Raw genomic sequence first — 20,390 nt, 5'->3', positions numbered from 1 at the left:
ATCCTGCAGAGCCTAAGCCGCGTGGTCCAAATGTGCCAATGCAGTTTCGATGTGGAGACCAAAAACGGGATGAGCCCGAATGCCTGAAAGCCCCTCGACAGTAACCATGTTGTTCTGGGCTGTGCTGGTGCTTGCCACCCTGCTGCTCGCATGCTGGCTGCTGCGCCTGAGCGCGAGGCGCGCCGATCTGACTCCGCAGAGGCGCCAATTTCTGGCTACCATCGGCGGTGCCTTGCTTGCCTGCGCCATATGGTCGCTCTACCATCTGGCATCCTTCTCTCCCGCCGGCGGCTTCGGCACACGGCACCCGGGCATCATGCTGGGAGTTTCGCTGGTTGTCGCCATGGTGGGCTGCGGAGTCGCCGTAGGCAATGTCGCCCTGCTGATAGATAAGCAGGCCAGCAGTAAGGCTTCCAACGGGATCGATGCCCTGACCGGTCTGCAGACACGGTCGCAACTGGAGATCAGTATCCGCAACAGCATCCGTCGCTGCGGCCCGGAAGGAAGGTTTGCCGTAGCCCTGGTCGATCTGGATCGTTTCAAAGGCGTCAACGACACGCTCGGACATGAAGTAGGCGATCTGATCCTGCGGCAGACAGCGCAGCGTCTGCGTACTGTCGTCGGTCCACGCGAGACCCTGGCCCGCATCAGCAGCGATGAGTTCCTCGCCGTATTGCCAAAGATCGAACAGGAAGGCGCTCTTTCCACGATCTGCCGAAAGATCCTTCATGCCGTCTCGGAGCCGCTGACCGTCGGCAGCCACAAGCTTCATATCACCTCCAGCATCGGTGTAGCCGTCTATCCGGATGACGGCGCCGATGTATCAACCCTGCTTCGCAAGGTCGACACCGCACTCGACCGCGCCAAAGCCGCGGGACGAGGAGACTTCCGCATCTTCAATCCGGAAGTCGACAAAGCCCTGCTGGAGCGGCTGGCACTTGAAAACGATCTGCGCCATGCGCTCGGACGCAACGAGTTCCTGCTGGCCTATCAGCCGGAGTTCGACCTGCAGACAGGCGAAGTCGTCAGCATGGAAGCTCTTCTGCGCTGGCGTAGGCCGACGGGTGAGTTTATCTCTCCGGCTAAGTTCATTCCCGTCGCCGAGGAAACGGGCGTTATTGTCCCCCTCAGCCAGTGGGTTCTTGAAACTGCCTGTCGCGAGCTCAACGCCCTGCGCTCCTCCCTCGAGTACAGCCCTCGCTTCGCCGTCAATCTCTCTCCGCGCCAGTTTCAGCAGGACAATCTCGTGGAGATGATCATCTCGACCCTGGAGAAATACCAGGTCGCTCCCGGCAACCTGGAACTGGAGATCACGGAAGGCTCCCTGATGGATGATCCGGAGAAAGCAGCGTTCTCCCTCCAGCGGCTGCGCCAGCACGGTATCGCCACCGCCATCGACGACTTCGGCACAGGGTACTCTTCCCTCAGCTATCTGCGGCGCTTCCCTATCGACAAGCTCAAGATGGATCGCGCCTTCGTCACCGATATCCAGGTGGATAAAGACAGCGCCGCCCTGGCAGAGTCCATCCTGCGCATGGCCCATCAACTCGGTCTGAAGGTCGTGGCGGAAGGGGTCGAACTACCCGAGCAGCTCGACCTGCTGCGCCATCTGCGTTGCGATGCCGCCCAGGGCTTTTTGCTGGCCCGGCCCATGTTTCTGCCGGAACTGACCGGGTTCCTGCTGGATCATCAGGAAAAGGGATAGAGCATTTTCCCTGCGGGTGTAGCGTGAGGGTTCGCATCTATGGGCGTTTTCCGCAATGAAAACGCCGCTACACCCTCCTTCCGGGATACGCAACAACAGGAAAAATGCTCTAACCTGATCGCAGGCTCGACATACCTTCGACTTACAATGGCTTCACCCATGCGCCCAGTTGCTTTGCTCCTCATTTCCAGCCTCTGGCTGGCAACCACAGGATTTGCCCAGCGCAATGCTGAGATCGACGAGAGTCCGAGCACGCCGCCGAATATCCTGAAGACCCAGTCCGGCACCGTTGAGACCGGTTCCATGGGCAATGCAGCCTACCGCATCGATGTTCCGGCAAACTGGAACCACTCCCTGGTCGTCTTCTACCACGGCTACAGCGAGCAGTCGTTTCACTACCGCTCCGACGCGCAACTGCATGATCAGGCCCGGCCAATGTTCCAACGCGGCTTCGCCGTGATCCAGAGCGGCTACTCCCAGACCGGGTGGGCCCTGCAGGCCGCCTATCCTGAGACCGAACACCTACGGAAGTACTTCACCAAAAAGTACGGTCAGCCGAAAGAGACCTACGTCGCCGGCGGCTCCATGGGGGGAGCTCTGACCATGATGACGCTGGAGCTGAATCCCAAGCAGTATGTCGCCGGTCTCGATCTCTGCGGAGCCGTGGAACCAACCTACGAGTGGGCCTCGCGGCGATTTGCCTGGCGCGCTGCCTTTGACTACTTCTTCCCCGGCATCTTTCCTCCGCTGGTGCCGACACCGCAGGACTTCATCGAGAATGACGGCCTGCGCCAGAAGATCCTCACTGCCCTGAAGGCAAAGCCCGCCGCCGCGGCGAGTATGCGGGATATCACCTACGAACACACGGATCTGCAGGTGGCCAACCTGATGATGTACATCACCTGGCAGATGGCTGACTTTCAGAGGAAGGCAGGCGGCAATCCTTTCGAGAACCGGAATTACATCTATACCCGCTCCAGCGAAGACCCGCATACCGACTACGCCCTCAACGACGGTGTGCGCCGCTACGCCGCCGACGACAAGGCGCGCAAATGGGTCGCGACCTGGTACACCCCAACGGGAAAGCTCACCCGTCCTATGCTGGCACTGCACACGGTCTTTGACCCCCTCGTCCCGGCAACTTCCATGACACTGTATGGCCGCATGGTGGAAGAGGCGGGCTTCGGCAACAACTACGTGCAAACCTACGTTCATCGCGAAGGTCACTGCACTATGAATGCCGACGAAGTCGGCCGCGCCTTCGATCAGTTATTGCTGTGGGTCCATCAGAAAAAGGTCCCCCAGGCGGGCCTGCTGCGTTAGAGCTTTTCACCGCAGGTGTCGTGTAGGGCTCCCGTATCTATGGGCGTTTTCCGCAATGAAAACGCCGCTGCACACCCCTTCCGGGATACCCAGCAACAGGGAAAACGCTCCAAGATTTGTCATCCAATTCGGTCAACCAAACTTAAGCCAGACTTAAGTTCCACAGAAATCACGCCAAAACAGGGCAAATCAACCTTCCATTCATAGACGCCACACCTTCTATTCACATTTCTGGGCTACTTTCAGCCCATTGTGAACAACAGAATAGTTGTCTCGTCTCTGGCAATTTTGCTGTCTTTGGAGGCAGGTGGAGGTGCGCAATCGGCACCCGCGCCAGCGAAGCATACCGCCTATTACGTCAACACGCAGGTGCTGCATATCGCCGATCTGATTCCGGCGCCGCCGTCGGACAACGATCCGCAGACCCGCACCGAACTCGCTGAAGTCCATCGCGTCGAAACATCACGTACGCCGGCGCAGGCTGCAGCCGCCAAAGCGGATGATGAGGAAGAGGATATCTTCGTCTTCCGCACCGTTATGGGTCCGTCGTTTACGGCGGCAAAACTGCCGCTGATCGCGGAGCTTTCGAACCATGTCAAAGGCGACCAGTCCGTTCTTGGCGGAGAGCTGAAAGCGCTATTCCAGCGTCCGCGCCCTTACCAATCGGATAAGACGCTGCATCCGGTCTGCAAACTGACCGACGTGCATAACTCCTATCCGAGCGGCCACTCGCTCTCCGGCTACATGCTGGCGCTCACCCTCGCGGAGCTGGCTCCTGAAAAGCGCGATGCCATTCTGGCGCGCGCCGATGAGTATGCGCACAACCGCGTGGTATGCGGCGTTCACTATCGCGCCGATACCGAAGCCAGCCGGCGCATCGCCTATGCCGCCTTCGGCAACATGCTTGCCAATCCGAAGTTTCAGACAGACCTCGCTGCCGCACGCGAGGAGCTACGCACCGTCTCGGGCAATACGCACTAACGCTGCACCTTGCACCTTCCGGCCCAAGTCGTAACGAAAAAAATCAGGAGATACTCTCGTGCTTCGATCTTCTCTCTTAGCCAGAACGCGCGCTGCCTTTGCTGTGGCGCTTGTTGCTGTTTCCCTTGGTTTGCCTGCAATCGCACAGCAGACCGGAACTCTCTCTGGAACCTTGAAAGACGCCATCGGCGCGTCCATTCCCAACGCGACCGTCGTTCTGCGGAATGAAGAGACCAAGGTTGTCCGCAACGTACGCGGCGACGCCGAGGGTCACTTCAACGCCAGCGGCCTGCCCGCGGGAACGTACACCGTCGAGGCCTCCGCGCCCGGCTTCGCCCTCACGACACGCCAGGGTGTACAGCTGGCTGCCAGCAACACGCAGGACGTCACACTGACCCTGAAGGTCGGCGGCGCCAACGAGCAGATCACCGTTGACGCTGCTAACGCCAATTCCATCGCTGCCGCCTATGCGGTGATGGATGGCGTGCTTGACGCCCGCAGCGCCCGCACCGAGATCAATTCCACTTATATCCAGAATTACGTTGCGCCGACCGCGGACTACACCGAAGTTCTGCAGAACGCACCCGGAACGTACAGCCTGAATGCGAACGGCGTAGGTCTGGGTGACGCGAAGATGTTCTTCCGCGGTTTCTCCGACGGCAACTACGACATCACCTTCGACGGTATTCCGTGGAACGACACCAACTCGCCCTCGCACCACTCCTGGGCCTTCTTCCCGTCGCAGTTCCTCGGCGGCGTCGACTTTGACCGCTCACCCGGCTCTGCCTCAACCGTCGGGCCGACGCCCTTCGGCGGCTCTATCAATCTGCTCTCGAAGGAGATGCCCGACGTCCAGAACATCCGCGGTGGCATCAGCTACGGTTCCTTCAACACCAAGCTGATCGATGTGAACTACGACTCGGGAAACTTCGGCGGCGCGTCCAAACGGAATAACGTCTTCATCGATGTCCATCACATGGACTCCGATGGTTACCAGACCTTCAACTACCAGACCCGCAACGCCGGCGCGCTGAAGTACCAGTTCAAGTTCTCTGAGAACAAAATCCTGACGGGCTTCGCCAGCGTGCTCTGGCTTGACTCCAACACGCCCAATATCAAGGGACCCACACGCGCCCAGGTAGCCCAGTACGGCGATAACTACCTGCTGCAGAATACTGATTCAACGCAGGCGAACTACTACAAGTACAACTTCTACCATGTGCCTACGGACTTCGAGTACATCGGCTATAAGCAGCAGCTCGGCCACGGCTGGTCGCTCGATACCAAGCCTTACACCTACAGCTACAACAACAAGCAGAACTACGCAGCTACACCGAAGAAGGGCACGGTCAGCGAACCCAACTGTTCCACGCCCGTCAGCGGAGCTCTGCCCTGCGGTACTGACAAGCTGAACAGCTATCGCAAATACGGTGAGATCACCAGCCTGAGCCAGGTTTCCCGCTTCGGGATCTTCCGCGTGGGCATGTGGTACGAGTGGGCTGCAACCGACCGTTTCCAGATCCCTCAGGATCCCATCACCCAGGTCGACAGCGCACTGCCCAACTTCCATGAGCAGTTCTGGACCAACTCCTACCAGCCTTACGCCGAGTACGAGTACCACGCCACCAGCAAGCTCACGCTCACAGGCGGCCTGAAGTTCGCACACTACACCATGGACCTGAAGCAGTATGCCGATAACGGATCCACGGTCGGCAGCCTGAACGGCGCTCCGTATGTTCGGAACAACGCCAGCTACAACTCAGTACTTCCGTCCGTCGACGCCAACTACCGCATCCGTCCCAACTGGTCGGTCTATGGGCAGTTTGCCACTGGCAGCGTGATTCCTCCCAGCAACGTCTTCGATATCAATCAGACTTCGACCGGCTCCAGCCAGGCCGCTGTCCTCAAGACGTTGCCCGATCCCAGCTATGCCAAGAGCTACCAGACCGGTTCGGTCCTCAAACTGCACCGCGTTACCCTCAACGCCGATGTCTACTATGTCCGTTTCGGCAACGCCTACTCTGCGCCCAGCGACCCGAACTTTGTGAACTACACCTCGCAAGGCGACTCGGTCACCAAGGGTTTTGAAGGCGAGACCAATGTCTACTTTGGCAAGGGCCTCAGCCTCTTCGCCAACGGAACCGCCGGCACCGCCAAATACGTCAGTGATACGGTCGGCGGCAAGGCGAATCCGAACTACAACCTCTGGGTCGCCAGCACGCCCTCCAACACCGAGAGCCTGGGCATGACCTTCCAGGACAAATACCTCAACCTTGGCATCTTCAACAAGCGTATCGGCCCGATGTGGAACGACGGCAAGTACGCTGCGCCGCTCTCGACCGACCCTGTGCAATTGAACCCGGTCCTTGGAACCAATGCCAACCAGGCGGTGCCGATCGATACGTTCAACGTCACCAACATGTACGTGAACTTCACGATGCGCCGCGGATCCATCTTCGACCAGACCAAGATCCGCTTCAGCGTCAACAACCTCTTCGACCAGCACAACATCACCAGCGTGAATCCGACTGGTTCGGTACCGCTCACCCGCACCAACTACGTCTTCACGCCAGCCTCAGGAGACACCGTGGGCCTCCTGCCCGGACGCAGCTTTATGCTCTCCTTCACCATCGGTCTGTCCCGGCGACAGTAACCGAAGCACGAGTAACCAACCTTGCGGAGGGCCGGAAACGGCTCTCCGTTCTTTTCTTTAAGGGGATAAAGCGTTTTTCCTGCGGGTGTAGAGCAGGGTTTCCGCATCGATGGGCGTTTTCCGCGATGAAAACGCCACCGCACGTCCATTCCGGGATACCCAGCAACAGGAAAAACGCTCTAGAATCAGTTATGGCCATCGCACGGCCTGCGACCACGCAGGCTGGGTCCGGATTGACGCCTCCCGAGATCACCTCCAGCGCCGTCTCCGCCGCCAACGGCGTTGATCTGGAGCAGCCGATTTCTGTGCCCAAAGCTCTGGAAGATGCCTCGGTCCACGATTCGTTGGCCTCTCCCAGCGGCATTCTGGCGGAAAAGCCCTTAGCTCCCCTCGCCAAACCGACCTCCGTCACACCCTACCTGACCTGGTTGGATAGCGCCTCGGCTCAGCGCATTGACGTAAAGTTCGCGCACCTGCTCGAGACCGTCCGGACCTTCCGCCCCGGCGACGACATGGAGGTCATCCGCAAAGCCTGGATCTTCTGCCTGGAGAACCACGCCGACCAAAAACGTGCCTCCGGCGAACCCTACGTCATCCATCCGCTCGAGGTCGCCCAGTTGCTCGCGGAGATGAAGCTGGACGCCACCGCCATCGCCGCCGGCCTGCTTCATGACGCGGTGGAAGATACCGACGTCACCGCCGACGAGATTTCGACCCGCTTCAGCGATCAGGTCGCCCACATTGTCGAGGGCGTCACCAAGCTCGACAAGATCAAGTTCGCCAACCGCGAAGACCACCAGGCGGAAAACATCCGCAAGATGCTTCTCGCCATGGTCACCGATGTCCGCGTTGTGCTCATCAAGCTGGCCGACCGCCTGCACAACATGCGGACGCTGGAGCACCTGAGACCCGAGAAGCAGCAGAAGATCGCCAGAGAGACCCTCGACGTCTACGCCCCTCTCGCCCATCGCCTGGGTATGGGTAAGCTTCGCGGCGAACTCGAAGACCTTGCCTTCCGCTACGTCGATCCCGTCGCCTACCAGCAGGTCGAGAAAGAGGTCGACCAGGTCCGTGACGCGGGCGAACGCTTCCTGCAGGGCATCGCCAAGGTCCTGGAGGAGAAACTCGCCTCACACCACATCCATGGCCGCGTCGAGTACCGCATCAAGCGTCTCTACTCCATCCAGCAGAAGCTGCAGGATGGGTCGCTTCCACTGAACCAGGTCTACGACCTTCTGGCCGTTCGCGTCATCACCCAGACCGTCGGCGAATGCTACGCCATGCTTGGCCTGCTGCACTCCACCTGGCGTCCTGTCCCCGGCCGTATCAAGGACTTCATCGCCATGCCGCGGCCGAACATGTACCAGTCGCTGCATACCACCCTCATCGCCGATGGCGGCCACCAGTTCGAGGTGCAGATCCGGACCGAGGAGATGCACCGCATCGCCGAAGAAGGTATCGCAGCGCACTGGAAGTACAAGGCTAACGAATCTGTCACCGACAAGGACGAACAGCGCCTCGCCTGGGTACGCCAGATCATGGAATGGCAGCGCGAGATGACCGACCCCAACGAGTTCATGTCGACGCTCAAGATCGACTTGTACCCGGAGGAGGTCTACACCTTCACCCCCAAGGGCAAGGTGGTGGTGCTACCGAAGGACGCCACACCGATCGACTTCGCGTATACCATTCACACCGACGTCGGTAACACGACCGTCGCCGCCCGTGTGAACGGACGCATCGTTCCTCTCCGCACCAAGCTGCACAACGGCGACATCGTCGAGATCTCCACCCAGACCGGTCATACTCCGAGCCGCGACTGGCTCAGCTTCGTCAAGAGCTCCCGCGCCCGCAACAAGATCAAGCACTGGATCAACGTGCACCAGCGCGAACGCGCCATCGAGATCGGCCGCAAGCTCCTCGACCGCGAGGGCCGCAAGTTCAAGGTCGCCATCACCAAACTGACCGAAGCCGATTTCACCCGCGTTGCCAATGAGTACGGTCTCGGCAATGGAGAGGATCTCTTCGCCGGCCTCGGCTTCGGCAAGCTGTCATCACGCCAGGTGCTCAACAAACTGGAACCCGGCAGCACTATGCCGATTGAAACCGACACGGAGCCGACCCTTCCCACGCCCGGACAGATGTCCGAGGCGGTCAAGCGCGTCTTCTTCGGCAAAGGATCAGACTCGCTGCAGGTGGAAGGCCAGGACGACCTGCTTGTCTACCGCGCGCGATGTTGTAATCCCATCCGGGGCGAAGAGATCGTGGGCTATGTCACCCGCGGTAAAGGCGTGGCTGTGCACGCACGAAGCTGTCCAAACGTACAGAATCTGCTCTACGAGAGCGACCGCCGCATCAATGTGGAGTGGTCGGCTACACCATCGGCGAACGCCCGCCAGACCACCTATCCCGTGAAACTCATCCTCACCTGCGACGACCGCACCGGTATGCTGAAGGAGTTCACCGCCATCATCTCCGACGACGACACCAACATCCGCAGCGTGGAATCACGCTCGAACGACGACGGCACCGCCACCGTCGAGTTTGTCGTCGAGACCGTCGACCTGAAACACCTGAACAAACTGGTCAACGACCTCCGCCGCGTCCAAGGCGTCCGCGACGTCCAGCGCGTGAATAAGATCTAAAAGCGACCCATCTTCTTGTTTTGTCATCCTGAGCAAAGCGAAGGACCTGCTTTATGCTGCCCATACATCGGGGTGCCCCACATCTCGGCACGGCCGAGATGTGGAGTATCGAGCTCTGCTCGATCCGCTTTAGTTTTTGTGGCTTCCCTATCCACCCTAACGGGCAGGAATTAGAAAGCAGATCCTTCGCATTGCTCAGGATGACAAAGTTACAGACCGAAATTACCGCTTCAACCGCGCATCAAACGGATACGCATAACTCTCCGCGATCCGGAATCGCTTTGCCGAGCGATGCAAGGGATTAAAGAGATAATTCGCCGTCTCCGGAACAATCGCGCTCGGTATCTTCAGCAGCACTGTTTCAGCCTCACGCAGCCACTCTGTTCCGAGATGCTGTGTCCGTTCGAGATCGTGCTGCCATCCCGCGCCAAGCTGTGATGCGCGAATCTCATCCAGCTTCACCGTCGGGCCCACAATGCGCAGCAACGTGAATGCCGGTGGCACATCATTAGCCGCTGTATGCGCACAGACTTCGAGCAATGCAGCCGCGGGATGATCTGCCAGATAGACAACCGGCTGACCGGCAAAGTGCCAGCGCCCGGGCGCACGCTGTCCGCCAACGCCCTTCAGATCCTTGAAACGGCTGATGCGCCAGAGAATCACTAGACGAAGAAGCCTTCGTCGATCTGTACCAGCATCTCTTCGACAATGCGGCTGCCGGTGTCCGTCTTCAGCAGCGACAATGGGGTCCGCTCGTCCAACCTCACATGCGGCCGGCGAAGCCACGCCAGTGCACGCTCGCGCGAGCCGTACGTTGCTTCTGCCGCCGAGAGCACACGGATCACCCGCAGTACCCGGTCAGACTCCTCCAGCGTCAGCTTCTCTCGCTTCGCCTTGCGATGCTGCAGGGTGCGCGACGGAATCACAACTGCGTCGATCTCCGCCCGCTCCAGCCCAAGCTCCGAGAGGCGCCCAACGACCGAGGGCGCGAGCCGCGCTTCAACGATCTTCAGCACCGCCGCCTCGGTCACCGGAGCACCGAGACCGAGCCAATCACCGATTTGGACCATTGCGGTATTCATACCAACATTATGCCACAAAAATAACGGCAAAATGTTATACAGGTTATCCTGAACATCCATGAAGAAGAGCCTCTTCGCCGCGCTTCTCCTCCTCGTCTCCAGCATCTCCTTCGCGCAGGAAACCCCGACCATCCGCGTCAACACCAACCTGGTGCAGGTACCGGTTTCAGTCGATTACAAGGGCGAGCGGCTCTATGGCCTTAAACCTGAACAATTTGTGGTGCAGGATAACGGGGTCGAGCAGAAGATCCGTCTCGATGAAGACGCCGATCAGCAGGGCATCGCGCTCTTCGTCATGGTGGAGTGCGGCCGCGAGTCCATGATGCAGTTCGGTAACATCAGCGGCCTGGCAACGATGGTAGAAAGCATCGTCGGCGGTGCACCCAAGCTCATCGCTGTGGCCCGTTACGCCTCCGGCCCGGAGCTGTTGCAGGACTTCACCGGCAACATGGAGAAGACCACAATGACGCTGAACGCCCTCAAGCCCTGCGAAGATGGCGGGGCCAACACGCTCGACGCCGTGAAATATGCCGCCGAAGCTCTGTCCCAGCGTCCCAGCCGCTACCGGCGCGCCATCCTGCTCGTCGGGGAGACCCGGGACCACGGCAGCAAGGTCAAACCCGAAGCCGTCGTTGAAGAACTCGGCCGCTCGAATGTCGTCGTTGATTCCGTAAGCTTTAACCCCGGCAAAACCGAGATTGTGAATAGCCTCTTCCACGGCCAGATGGGCTCCGGGCCCCTCGGTCTCCTCGTCATGGCAGTCAACGCCCTGAAGAAGAACGTCCCCAAAACCCTGTCAGAGCTCTCAGGCGGCGAGTACATCAACTTCACCACCCAGAAAGGCTTCGATAACGGTATGTTGCGGCTGTCGAACCACATCCACGACTATTACCTGCTCAGCTTCCAGCCGCCGGCCACCGTCGAACCGGGGCTGCATCGCATCACCATCTCCATCCCCGACTATCCCGACGCGAAACTCCGCGCCCGCCAGAGCTACTGGGCCGGACCAGCCGGGGCACAGTAAACCCTCCCCGGCGCTGAAACATTCCTGTAACATTGCCGGGAGATGCGAGGGCTGGTTTTCAAGGAAGCGTCTTCCGCCGAAGAGATCGACCAGATCGAGCGGCTAAATCACCAGACATTCGCGGAAGAAATCCAGCAGCACGCTCCGCGAGAAAACGGCAGACTGCCAGACCGCTTCCACGCGACAAACCGTTATTTCATCGCTCTGCGCGACGGCAAGCTGCAGGGCATGATCTCCGCTAACACCACGCCTCCCTTCTCAACCGAAAAGCGTCTGCCTGCAAAAGCCGCGATCTACGCCTTCGGCACAAAACCGTGCGAAGTGCGGATGCTTGCAGTCACTCCGCAGTCGCGCGGAGGCATGGTGCTGGCCGGACTCTTCTGGAAGGTCTATGACTTCGCCAGGCGCGATGGTTGCACCCATCTCCTCATCTCCGGCGTAGTCGAACGCCTCGATATGTATCGCTCCGTTGGTTTTGAAGCATTGGGTCCGCCCGTTCCCGATGGCGACGCCAGCTTCGTTCCCATGGCCCTCTCCCTGGAAAAACTCCCGGCCGGCGTCCACGAGTCCCTCTTCCGGCGATGGTGGCAAACGGAGAGTTTGGCGGCCGCCTCCTTGGGCAAGCTCTTCGTGCCGGCCTTCGCCATGAAGTGCTCGAGTGGAAGTGGAACGAAGCATGGAACTTCCAGCAGATCGCAGATGCCATACAACGGCGCCCTGCATGGGTATGGGCCGTTCATCTTGAAACCAGTACTGGCCGTCTGAATCCATTGCATCGGCTCGACCGGCTCTGCCGCGAACACGGCATTCCCCTCATGGCAGACTGCGTCAGCAGTCTCGGTGCTGTGCCGCTCGAGGGCCTCGCTCTCTTTCTCGCATCCGCAGTCAGTGGAAAGGCTCTGGGTTCATATGCGGGCCTCGCTCTTATCTTCGCGAATGAAGATGCGCTTGATCGGATGCAGCCACGGCATCTTCCATCCGTCTTCGATATTCATGCCGCCATCCACGCCGAAGCTCCCAGGTTCACTCTTGCTTCGCCTCAGGTTGTAGCCCTGCATGCTGCTCTACGCCACTACTACGGTTCAGCTTCCAGAACCCAGGCACGCTTCCGCCGCTATGCCGAAGTTGCCGCTCTTGTCCGCGAAAACCTGCTCACTGCAGAGCTTCCACCGTTGACTCAGGACCACGAAGCCTCACCTGTCATCGCGACCTTCGCTCTTCCCACGGGCATCGCTGAATCCTGTTATCAGGCCGGGTATCACATTGCCCATCAAAGCGGCTATCTGCAGTCTAGAGGTTGGGGCCAGATCAGTGTGATGGGGGATGTTCAACCAGCAATGCTCCGCAATCTGTTCCCCGCGCTCAACTCTGTCCCGTAAACCCGGCTGGCGTAAACTGCCCTCATGAGCGACACCAACAAGACCGCCGTCTCCACCAAGGAAGCACCGGCCGCCATCGGCCCCTATTCGCAGGCTATCCGCGTAGGTGACACACTCTTCACCTCCGGCCAGGTCGCCCTCGACCCCGTTACCGGCAACCTGATCGAAGGTGGCATTAAAGAGCAGACCGTCCGCGTACTGGAAAACCTGAAAGCTGTTCTCGCCGCCGCCGGCCTGGATATGGTGCATGTGGTCAAGACCACTGTCTTCCTCAAGGACATGAAGGATTTCGCCGCAATGAACGAGATTTACGCCAGGTATCTTGCCCCGGCGGGCACCGTGGCTCCGGCGCGCACCACGATCCAGGTAGCAGCGCTGCCCAAGGATGCTTTGGTTGAGATCGAGGTCATCGCCAAGGAATCCGCTTAAGCCCTCCAGGCGTCTAACAAGCAAAAGGAGATTCCAATGGCCGAAACACCTATGCTCGATGAGCAGACGACGACCAGCGGCAAGATCCACAAGACCGAAGAGGAGTGGCGTCAGCAACTCACACCGGAGCAGTTCCATATCCTGCGCCGGAAAGGTACAGAACCGGCATTTACCGGTGCTCTGCACCAGAATCACCAAGATGGAACCTATTGTTGTGCAGGGTGCGGCGCCGAGCTGTTTACCTCAGACAAGAAGTTCGACTCAGGTTCCGGCTGGCCCAGCTTCTGGCAGCCTATCTCGGCTGATGTAATTGAGGCGCATGAGGACAGCAGCTACGGCATGCGCCGGATCGAGGTGACCTGCGCGCGCTGTGGCGGCCACCTTGGCCACGTCTTCCCCGACGGTCCTCGCCCCACTGGTCTTCGCTACTGCATCAATTCCGCATCGCTGGAGTTCGACAAAGAACCGAAGTAATTCTGTCTATTACCCCAAAATGGCCCGCGAACCTGCGGGCCATTTCGATTTAACAGCCGCGAATTCGTACAATAGACACTATCGTGACACTGGATTTTCTAGGTTCCACTACCCGCACACACCGGTGCGGAGAGCTTCGCGCCGCAGATGCCGGCAAACCCGTAGTCCTGATGGGCTGGATCAACCGCCGCCGTGACCACGGCGACCTGATCTTTCTGGACCTGCGCGACCGTACCGGCATCACCCAGGTGGTGCTCGACAAGTCGCTCTCCGGCCATGACGCGCTGGCCAAAGCCGAGGCCGCGCGTCCTGAGTACGTCATCGCCGCCCTCGGCAAGGTTCGCCTGCGCGAGGAATCGCTGGTCAACCCTAAGATGCCGACCGGCGAGATCGAGGTGCTGGCTACCGAGCTGCTGATTCTGAACGACGCCAAGACGCCGCCCTTCTCGCCGGCCGATGACGCCATTCAGAATGAAGAGATGCGGTTGAAGTACCGCTACATCGACCTGCGCCGCGCCGAGATGCAGCAGAACTTCCTCGTGCGCCACAAGGTCAACCAGGCCATCCGCCAGACGCTCTCCGACGAAGGCTTCCTCGAGATCGAGACTCCGTTCATGACGCGCTCCACCCCGGAAGGCGCACGTGATTACCTGGTTCCCTCTCGCGTCCATCCCGGCACCTTCTATGCGCTGCCGCAGTCGCCGCAGATCTTCAAGCAGATCCTGATGATCTCGGGCTTCGACCGCTACTTCCAGATCGCCCGCTGCTTCCGCGACGAAGATCTCCGCGCCGACCGCCAGCCGGAGTTCACCCAGATCGACCTGGAGATGACCTTCCCCACGCAGGATCAGGTCTTTGCTGTCGTCGAGCGCTTCCTCACCGCCTCCTTCTCGGCCGTGGGCGAGACCATCAATACCCCCTTCCTGCGTATGAGCTACGACGAGGCCATCCGCAAGTACGGTATCGACAAGCCCGACATGCGCCTGCCGGCGATGGCCGATCTGACCGACGTGCTGACGCCCGAGCTGCGCACCACCCTCAAGATCGAGCAGAAGCTGCCCGTGCTCGGCTTTGTGATTCCTTCGGTCGGCGAGCTCTCCAGCACTGCCCGCAAGTCGCTGCTCAGCGAGGTTCGCGCCTCGTTCGGCGATAGCGGTCTTGACCTGCTCGACCTCGTCCGCCTGCGTACCGCCGAGCAGTTCGTTCCGCTGGCCGATGCTATCTCTGAGAAGCTGAACGCCGAGCTCGTTGCCTTCAACGGATCGAGCCTCACGCCCAATGATCTGGCAGTGGTCGTCACACCCAAGCTGGAAACGCCGGAGATGTGGAACTTCGATCGCCAGTGGATCTGGAAGCGTGTTGGCCAGCTTCGCCTGGAACTGGCGAAGAAATACGCCGACAAGCACGGTCTTTTCGAGAAGAAGGGCACGCCCGACGACTACAAATTCCTCTGGGTCACCGACTTCCCCATGTACGAGTGGAACGAGGAGAAGAAGATCTGGGACGCTGCGCATCACCCGTTCACCTCACCGCACGAAGAGGACATCATCTCCGGAGCTCTCTTTAATGACAAGGGAGCCGTACGGGCCTCGGCGTACGACGTAGTGCTCAACGGTCTGGAGCTGGGTTCGGGCTCTATCCGTATCCATCGCAAGGACGTACAGGCTGAGATCTTCCGTTCGCTGGGCATGAGCGATGAAGAGGCCAAGGAGCGCTTCGGTTTCTTCCTCGATGCGCTGGAGTACGGCACGCCTCCGCACGGCGGCATCGCCCTCGGCATCGATCGCATCGTCATGCTGCTGGCCGGCGCACAAAGCCTGCGCGAGGTCATCGCCTTCCCCAAGACAGCAAAGGCCATCGACCTGATGGTCGACGCTCCCAGCCACGCCACCGACATGCAGTTGAAGGAGCTTCACCTGCGGCCTACGGTGCGCAGCTAGGTAAGGTCAAAGGAAACAACATAAAACCCGCCCTTTGTAGGGCGGGTTTTATGTTGTCTATCTAAGCCCATACACTGGGTGCCCCATCCATCGCATATCGGGGTCCCCGACGAACTTGTTCGTTGGGGTGATAGCGCGATGGGTGGGATATTCGCGACTTCGCTATGAAATAACAAAAGACGATTCGAGCTTCGCTCGAACACCCCCACCCATTGCTTCGCAATGGATGGGGCACCCACTGTACGGGCTATCTAACTACTACGCCCCAACAAATCCTCTACCTCATCCCTGGAAGGCATTGACACCTGCGCACCTAAACGCGTCACTGAGATCGCAGCAGCTGCATTCGCATACCGCGCCGCCGCCTGTGGCGAATCCCCCTCCAGCAATCGCACCGCAAACGCCCCATTGAAGCAATCCCCTGCAGCCGTGGTGTCTACAGCCTTTACTGCAAACGCAGGCACCAGCGTCGCCTCACAATCAGCGCCCATCAGAAACGCTCCGCGCTCGCCCAGCTTCAGCGCCACATTGCGGCATCCCATCGCCAACAATCGCTCAGCCGTTTGCTGTGGCTCCATCGAGCCTGCAACCAGCTGCGTCGCCTCAGTCTCATTCGGAGTCAACCATGTCACCACACGCAACAACTCCGTCGGCAATGCAGCAACAGGAGCGGGATCAAGGATGACTGCAATGCCGGCCTTGTGTGCAGCCTGCGCCGCAGCAACCACCGCATCCATCGGGATCTCGAGTTGCAGCAGGACGACACCTGCCTCTGCAAACTCCTGCGCTCTGATATCCGCTGCTGTTACTAAACCATTCGCGCCTGGTTGTACGACAATCGCATTCTGTCCATCGGAGGAGTGAGTAATTACTGCCAGACCCGAAGGCCCTTCACTCACCTGGACACCGGTCACATCCACCTCGGCTTCATCCAGTCCGTCCAGCAGCGCACCCCCATAGTTGTCGCTACCGACGCGGCCCACCATACGCACCCAAGCTCCCAGCCTGGCTGCCGCAACAGCCTGGTTTGCGCCTTTACCACCCAGCAGGGACTCGTATCCGCTGCCACGAACCGTCTCACCGGCAAGCGGAATGCGCTCCGCATGCACGACAAGATCCAGGTTGAGACTTCCAATCACCAGCACCGACTTCTGCACGAACCTCATCCTAGAGCATTTTTTCTGTTGCTGGGTATCCCGGAAGGAGCGTGCAGTGGCGTTTTCATTGCGGAAAACGCCCATAGATGCACAAGCTCTACACGACACCTATGGGGCAAATACAAAAGCTCTGACCAGCGGAGCGTCGGTGCCTTTCTAATTCCATCCTTCAATCATTCAATTCCTCATAAAAATCGGCAGCAGAGGTGTCGCGGCCTCCGCTGCCGGCGTGAGGGGTTTAGTAAGAAGCGTTATGGTTTGTCGACGCCGTCGTGTGCGAAGTCAACGGTGCAGTCCCGTTGTCCGCGAGGTTCTTGACGTCCTTCTCTGCGAGGAGCGCTTCTATCTCCGCAGTGAATTCCTGTTTGAGCTGATCGTTGAAGGCTCCGCTCGAAGGCGAGGCGAAGCCCGAGTGAACCAGCCGCACGCGGCCATCCTTACCTACAAACAACGTCGCTGGCCAGGTGTTCAGATTCACCGCTTGAGGCACCTTCTCCCACATCTCTGCCGGGGCGCCGGCGAGCAGATAGGTGTACTTCACGCCATAGTGGTTGATGAATGCCTTCTCGCGAGCGAGCGAGTCCTGCTGCTCTGGCTCTTCGAAGTTCAGGGCAACGATCTCCAGTCCCTTATCGCGATACTTCTTGTCGAGTTCGACCAGGTAACGCGCCTCGTCATGGCAGTTCGGGCACCAGGTTCCAGTCACGATTGCGAGAACCACTTTGTTCTTGAAGCGGGCATCGTCGCTGGAGACCAGCTTGCCGTTTACATCCGGGAACTTGAAGCTGAACCGCTCATTCGCATCCCGTACTGTGGTGTGCTTGCTGTAGTTCTCAGGCTCCGCGAAGCCCTTGCTGCGCGCCACCTCGGGGCGATACGCAGTCAGCGCTTCCGTCGGAGTATAGGCGCCTTCGGTCTTCACCTCCAGCGTACCGTCCTCTTTTGGTGTTACCCGCACCAGCAGAGGACGAGCTCCATCGAAGTGGCTCAGCAGCCAGCTTCCGTTCTTATAAGTTCCGGTCAACGCCCCGGTGTCGCCATCGATACGCAGAATCGACGCTTGTGCTTCCGCGCCGTTCTGCTTCACGATCAAGCGCCATGCTTTCTCACCCTTCGCGGTCTCATGCGGAATCTCCCAGTTACCCGCGATGTTTGGCGCCTGCGCAGATGCTGCTGCCGTGGCATCGATATGGCGGGTTGCATGGAAGGGATAATCGGCGATGTACTTCTCGCGTTCAAAGCGTCCACGCAGTTTGCCTGTGAGCGTTTCCCCGTCGGCGTTCGCCGAAATCGTCGTCAGGTAATGCTCGAAGTCGAGTACGACCTCATTGTTATTGCGCTTCGCGCTGGTTGTGCTCTCGGTCTCTTTGTCTCCGTTGAAGAGTGTGCCTTTGATCTGCTGGCCGTCTTCGGAGATGTCAAGACGAAACGGAATCTCCGTTCCATTGAGAGTGAAGGCCGCGTCCCAGCGCCCTGCGAGTGAGTTTTGTGCGAAGACGGCCGAGCTGCTGAGGACCACGGCAGCAAATGCGATGGTGCGATTGCGAATTGTCATGACAGGCTTCTCCTGAATTTCAGTTGCGAAGGAAGTTCTGTTGCGAAAGGTTGTCGGTGAACTGCAGCGATACGGGCGGTTGCTATGTATTTGGCTATCCCGCCCTTCGGCGGGATAGCCTTTCTGCCCGTGCTGCTGCAGCAGCCGACTGTCGCCACTCCTCCGGTAGATGTGGCTTGGTCGCGAGCAGAATCTGGTACGCGGCTGTGCGATCGGCCGCGGAGATCTTCTGGAATGCGGGCGTTTGGTCTGCTCCGCTCAGCACCTCATAGAGGCGGTGATAGACATAGGTCTTCGCCTCCTGTGGCAACTGATCAAACTGGTCTGAGTAGATGAGATAGCTAACGGGATAGCGGAAGATCCGCCTCTTCAGATCGAAGTCGCGCAGAGATCGCCCTTTGCGATCGCGCAATCCTGCCGCGGCAAAGGTCCGCGCAAAGCTGTTGTTTCCTGCCACGGCCCCGGGTAGAGGAGCTTCGTTGGCAAACAGCAGATACCCCACCAGCTCTTCCGCGGGCTTCTCAAACGTAGTGCGCTCTTCAGGCGTGAGCGGACCTTCGACGCCGTTGTTCTTCTTCGCGTGCTCGAAGAAAGCGATGCGAGTCTTGTAGTTCGTCAGTGTGATGAGGTTGTGCATCTGCGTCTGATGCGCCAGCACCAGATGCGCCACAATGTCGCTCTGCGGATTCAGGTAATCCGCATTGAGAAATTTCTGTTCCAGCGGCTGCAGGCTTTGATCGGGATCGCCGCGCGGTCCATTGGCAATGCCATATCCCGCAGGCATGATGGAGTTACCCATCGTTCGTTCGCTGCCGGCTGAGCCGGTGACATACCATCCACCCCAGCGCTTCGCGATCGGCGTCTCCTGACCGGTGACAAACGACTCCGTCGAGTTCGCCAACGTGCCTGTCGGTGAGGGATAGATCGAACGCACCAACACACCGGGAACATTGCGTGTGCCAGGCGCGATATGGCACTGCGTGCAGTCCAGCTCGGCACGCTCAAACTTCGGATGCTCGGCCTTGTTGGCATCGAGCAGATAGAAGGCAGCCCCCTGGTTCGGATCGAACGAGACGATCTCCAGAGCCTTGCCTTCGTGCACAAAGCCGACATACACGTCGTCGTTGAAATAGAGCGCACGCGGATGTTCGGGCGAGATCTTCTTGTACTGGAAGCTGGTCTTGGAGAAAACCAGCGTCTGCGAGTCCTCGGGAATGTGCAGCGCCTTCAGCACCGAGGGCAGATAGCCCAGACGATCGTCATACGTCAGTTTCACCGTTCCCGCTTCAAGCTTGTTCTCGAGCTCGGCCACGGGATCGTGCAGTTCATCCTGCAGGTAGCGGATCGGCGCATCCGTGTAAGGAATATATCCCTGACGCTTTACAGCAATCTGGCCGCGAGCGCTCCACGCTCCAACACTTACGGCGAATAACGCAGCCGACAACAACGACACCACAACAGGCAGACGCAGACGTGCCAACTCCACGACCTTCATGGTCCAAGACCTTTCCTGGGCTGCACGCGACAAGACGCACACAACACCGGAAGACGACGCGACACTGCGGAATACAAGTTCCGCAACAAATCGCTTCAGATTGTCAGAGGATGATCAACGGTAGAAAGTACGAAGCAATGCCCGCACACACTCATACTCGGATTGATCAGGAAAGCTATCGTGAGCGGCAACAACCACAGAGCGTGGCCGCAACAGAGAGAACGCGCGCTGTCGCCGCGAACATCGCGTTCCGGCCTGCACTCATCGCGTTGTTGTGAAGATAGGTCTTCAAAACGCCTGCTCCGTTGTACTGCTTAGTTGTCTATTATGCACTTCTGGAAAAATCGTGCAAGTTGATTTCGGAATAACCCAAATTCTGGGTGCCAAATCCATCGCATCGCGATGGGTGGGGCACCTGTGATGTTTCAAGAGGTTGTTGTCCATCCGTTTGTATCTGGAGATTCTGTTTGTGACGAGCAAATAGAAGTTTCCGGAGGAACGGATGGACTATCACTATCATGCCCGATTGACGGTGCATGGTCGAAGAG

General features: G+C 59.1%; 16 protein-coding genes. 11 read left to right on the top strand and 5 right to left on the bottom strand.

Features of this window, described 5'->3' with window-relative positions:
• Window positions 1–79 precede the first annotated feature (79 nt).
• From AB4Y89_RS17295 to AB4Y89_RS17275, 5 genes are all read left to right on the top strand, one after another.
• Window positions 80–1,705, top strand: a complete 1,626-nt coding sequence (locus AB4Y89_RS17295; protein WP_442302187.1) for a putative bifunctional diguanylate cyclase/phosphodiesterase — start codon at window positions 80–82, stop codon at window positions 1,703–1,705.
• 159 nt (window positions 1,706–1,864) lie between these two features.
• Complete coding sequence (locus AB4Y89_RS17290; RefSeq protein ID WP_442302186.1) at window positions 1,865–3,028, top strand: alpha/beta hydrolase; 1,164 nt, start codon at window positions 1,865–1,867, stop codon at window positions 3,026–3,028.
• Between the two features lie 252 nt (window positions 3,029–3,280).
• The gene (locus tag AB4Y89_RS17285) at window positions 3,281–4,009 is read left to right on the top strand and encodes a phosphatase PAP2 family protein (protein WP_442302185.1); all 729 of its coding nucleotides are present in this window, start codon (window positions 3,281–3,283) and stop codon (window positions 4,007–4,009) included.
• A gap of 58 nt (window positions 4,010–4,067) precedes the next feature.
• A complete protein-coding gene (locus AB4Y89_RS17280; RefSeq protein WP_442302184.1) occupies window positions 4,068–6,662 on the top strand; it encodes a TonB-dependent receptor in 2,595 nt (864 codons plus the stop codon).
• Window positions 6,663–6,853: 191 nt separating this feature from the next.
• Window positions 6,854–9,307, top strand: coding sequence for a RelA/SpoT family protein (locus AB4Y89_RS17275; protein WP_442302183.1), 2,454 nt, complete (start codon window positions 6,854–6,856; stop codon window positions 9,305–9,307).
• 222 nt (window positions 9,308–9,529) lie between these two features.
• On the opposite strand, the gene AB4Y89_RS17270 is transcribed toward AB4Y89_RS17275, so the two are convergent.
• Window positions 9,530–9,970, bottom strand: coding sequence for an RES family NAD+ phosphorylase (locus AB4Y89_RS17270; protein ID WP_442302182.1), 441 nt, complete (start codon window positions 9,968–9,970; stop codon window positions 9,530–9,532).
• Entirely contained in the window at window positions 9,970–10,389 is a 420-nt protein-coding gene (parS, locus tag AB4Y89_RS17265) for a type II RES/Xre toxin-antitoxin system antitoxin (protein ID WP_442302181.1), read from the bottom strand. Before parS ends, AB4Y89_RS17270 begins: the two co-directional genes overlap by 1 nt.
• A 58-nt stretch (window positions 10,390–10,447) precedes the next feature.
• Between parS and AB4Y89_RS17260 the strand changes: the two genes are divergently transcribed.
• The 6 genes from AB4Y89_RS17260 (at window position 10,448) to aspS (ending at window position 15,635) form a co-directional block, all read left to right on the top strand.
• A complete protein-coding gene (locus tag AB4Y89_RS17260; protein WP_442302180.1) occupies window positions 10,448–11,413 on the top strand; it encodes a VWA domain-containing protein in 966 nt (321 codons plus the stop codon).
• A 42-nt stretch (window positions 11,414–11,455) separates the two neighbouring features.
• Window positions 11,456–12,178, top strand: a complete 723-nt coding sequence (locus AB4Y89_RS17255; protein ID WP_442302179.1) for a GNAT family N-acetyltransferase — start codon at window positions 11,456–11,458, stop codon at window positions 12,176–12,178.
• The gene (locus AB4Y89_RS17250; protein ID WP_442302178.1) at window positions 12,064–12,792 is read left to right on the top strand and encodes an aminotransferase class V-fold PLP-dependent enzyme; all 729 of its coding nucleotides are present in this window, start codon (window positions 12,064–12,066) and stop codon (window positions 12,790–12,792) included. The genes AB4Y89_RS17255 and AB4Y89_RS17250 overlap by 115 nt, the downstream gene beginning before the upstream one ends.
• Before the next feature lie 24 nt (window positions 12,793–12,816).
• Complete coding sequence (locus AB4Y89_RS17245) at window positions 12,817–13,221, top strand: RidA family protein (RefSeq protein ID WP_442302177.1); 405 nt, start codon at window positions 12,817–12,819, stop codon at window positions 13,219–13,221.
• Window positions 13,222–13,257: 36 nt separating this feature from the next.
• Window positions 13,258–13,695 carry a peptide-methionine (R)-S-oxide reductase MsrB gene (gene msrB / locus AB4Y89_RS17240; protein WP_442302176.1) on the top strand — a complete coding sequence of 146 codons (438 nt, stop codon included), beginning with the start codon at window positions 13,258–13,260 and terminating at the stop codon, window positions 13,693–13,695.
• Between the two features lie 83 nt (window positions 13,696–13,778).
• Window positions 13,779–15,635, top strand: coding sequence for an aspartate--tRNA ligase (gene aspS / locus AB4Y89_RS17235; RefSeq protein WP_442302175.1), 1,857 nt, complete (start codon window positions 13,779–13,781; stop codon window positions 15,633–15,635).
• A 251-nt stretch (window positions 15,636–15,886) separates the two neighbouring features.
• On the opposite strand, the gene rbsK is transcribed toward aspS, so the two are convergent.
• From rbsK to AB4Y89_RS17220, 3 genes are all read right to left on the bottom strand, one after another.
• Window positions 15,887–16,792 carry a ribokinase gene (gene rbsK / locus AB4Y89_RS17230; RefSeq protein WP_442302174.1) on the bottom strand — a complete coding sequence of 302 codons (906 nt, stop codon included), beginning with the start codon at window positions 16,790–16,792 and terminating at the stop codon, window positions 15,887–15,889.
• A 238-nt stretch (window positions 16,793–17,030) separates the two neighbouring features.
• Window positions 17,031–18,347 carry a peroxiredoxin family protein gene (locus AB4Y89_RS17225; RefSeq protein ID WP_442302173.1) on the bottom strand — a complete coding sequence of 439 codons (1,317 nt, stop codon included), beginning with the start codon at window positions 18,345–18,347 and terminating at the stop codon, window positions 17,031–17,033.
• A gap of 94 nt (window positions 18,348–18,441) precedes the next feature.
• A complete protein-coding gene (locus AB4Y89_RS17220; RefSeq protein ID WP_442302172.1) occupies window positions 18,442–19,842 on the bottom strand; it encodes a hypothetical protein in 1,401 nt (466 codons plus the stop codon).
• Between the last annotated feature and the right edge of the window lie 548 nt (window positions 19,843–20,390).

Source organism: Terriglobus sp. 2YAB30_2, assembly GCF_052114765.1.
Taxonomy (GTDB): Bacteria; Acidobacteriota; Terriglobia; order Terriglobales; family Acidobacteriaceae; genus Terriglobus.
This window is presented reverse-complemented; position numbering and strand designations above follow the sequence as displayed.

Excerpts from the sequence above, each read along its gene's own strand:
- AB4Y89_RS17295 (WP_442302187.1), top strand. The coding sequence starts at position 80 with ATGCCTGAAAGCCCCTCGACAGTAACCATGTTGTTCTGGGCTGTGCTG.
- AB4Y89_RS17290 (WP_442302186.1), top strand. The coding sequence starts at position 1,865 with ATGCGCCCAGTTGCTTTGCTCCTCATTTCCAGCCTCTGGCTGGCAACC.
- AB4Y89_RS17275 (WP_442302183.1), top strand. The coding sequence starts at position 6,854 with ATGGCCATCGCACGGCCTGCGACCACGCAGGCTGGGTCCGGATTGACG.
- parS (WP_442302181.1), bottom strand. The coding sequence starts at position 10,389 with ATGAATACCGCAATGGTCCAAATCGGTGATTGGCTCGGTCTCGGTGCT.
- AB4Y89_RS17260 (WP_442302180.1), top strand. The coding sequence starts at position 10,448 with ATGAAGAAGAGCCTCTTCGCCGCGCTTCTCCTCCTCGTCTCCAGCATC.
- AB4Y89_RS17255 (WP_442302179.1), top strand. The coding sequence starts at position 11,456 with ATGCGAGGGCTGGTTTTCAAGGAAGCGTCTTCCGCCGAAGAGATCGAC.
- AB4Y89_RS17245 (WP_442302177.1), top strand. The coding sequence starts at position 12,817 with ATGAGCGACACCAACAAGACCGCCGTCTCCACCAAGGAAGCACCGGCC.
- msrB (WP_442302176.1), top strand. The coding sequence starts at position 13,258 with ATGGCCGAAACACCTATGCTCGATGAGCAGACGACGACCAGCGGCAAG.
- AB4Y89_RS17225 (WP_442302173.1), bottom strand. The coding sequence starts at position 18,347 with ATGACAATTCGCAATCGCACCATCGCATTTGCTGCCGTGGTCCTCAGC.
- AB4Y89_RS17220 (WP_442302172.1), bottom strand. The coding sequence starts at position 19,842 with ATGAAGGTCGTGGAGTTGGCACGTCTGCGTCTGCCTGTTGTGGTGTCG.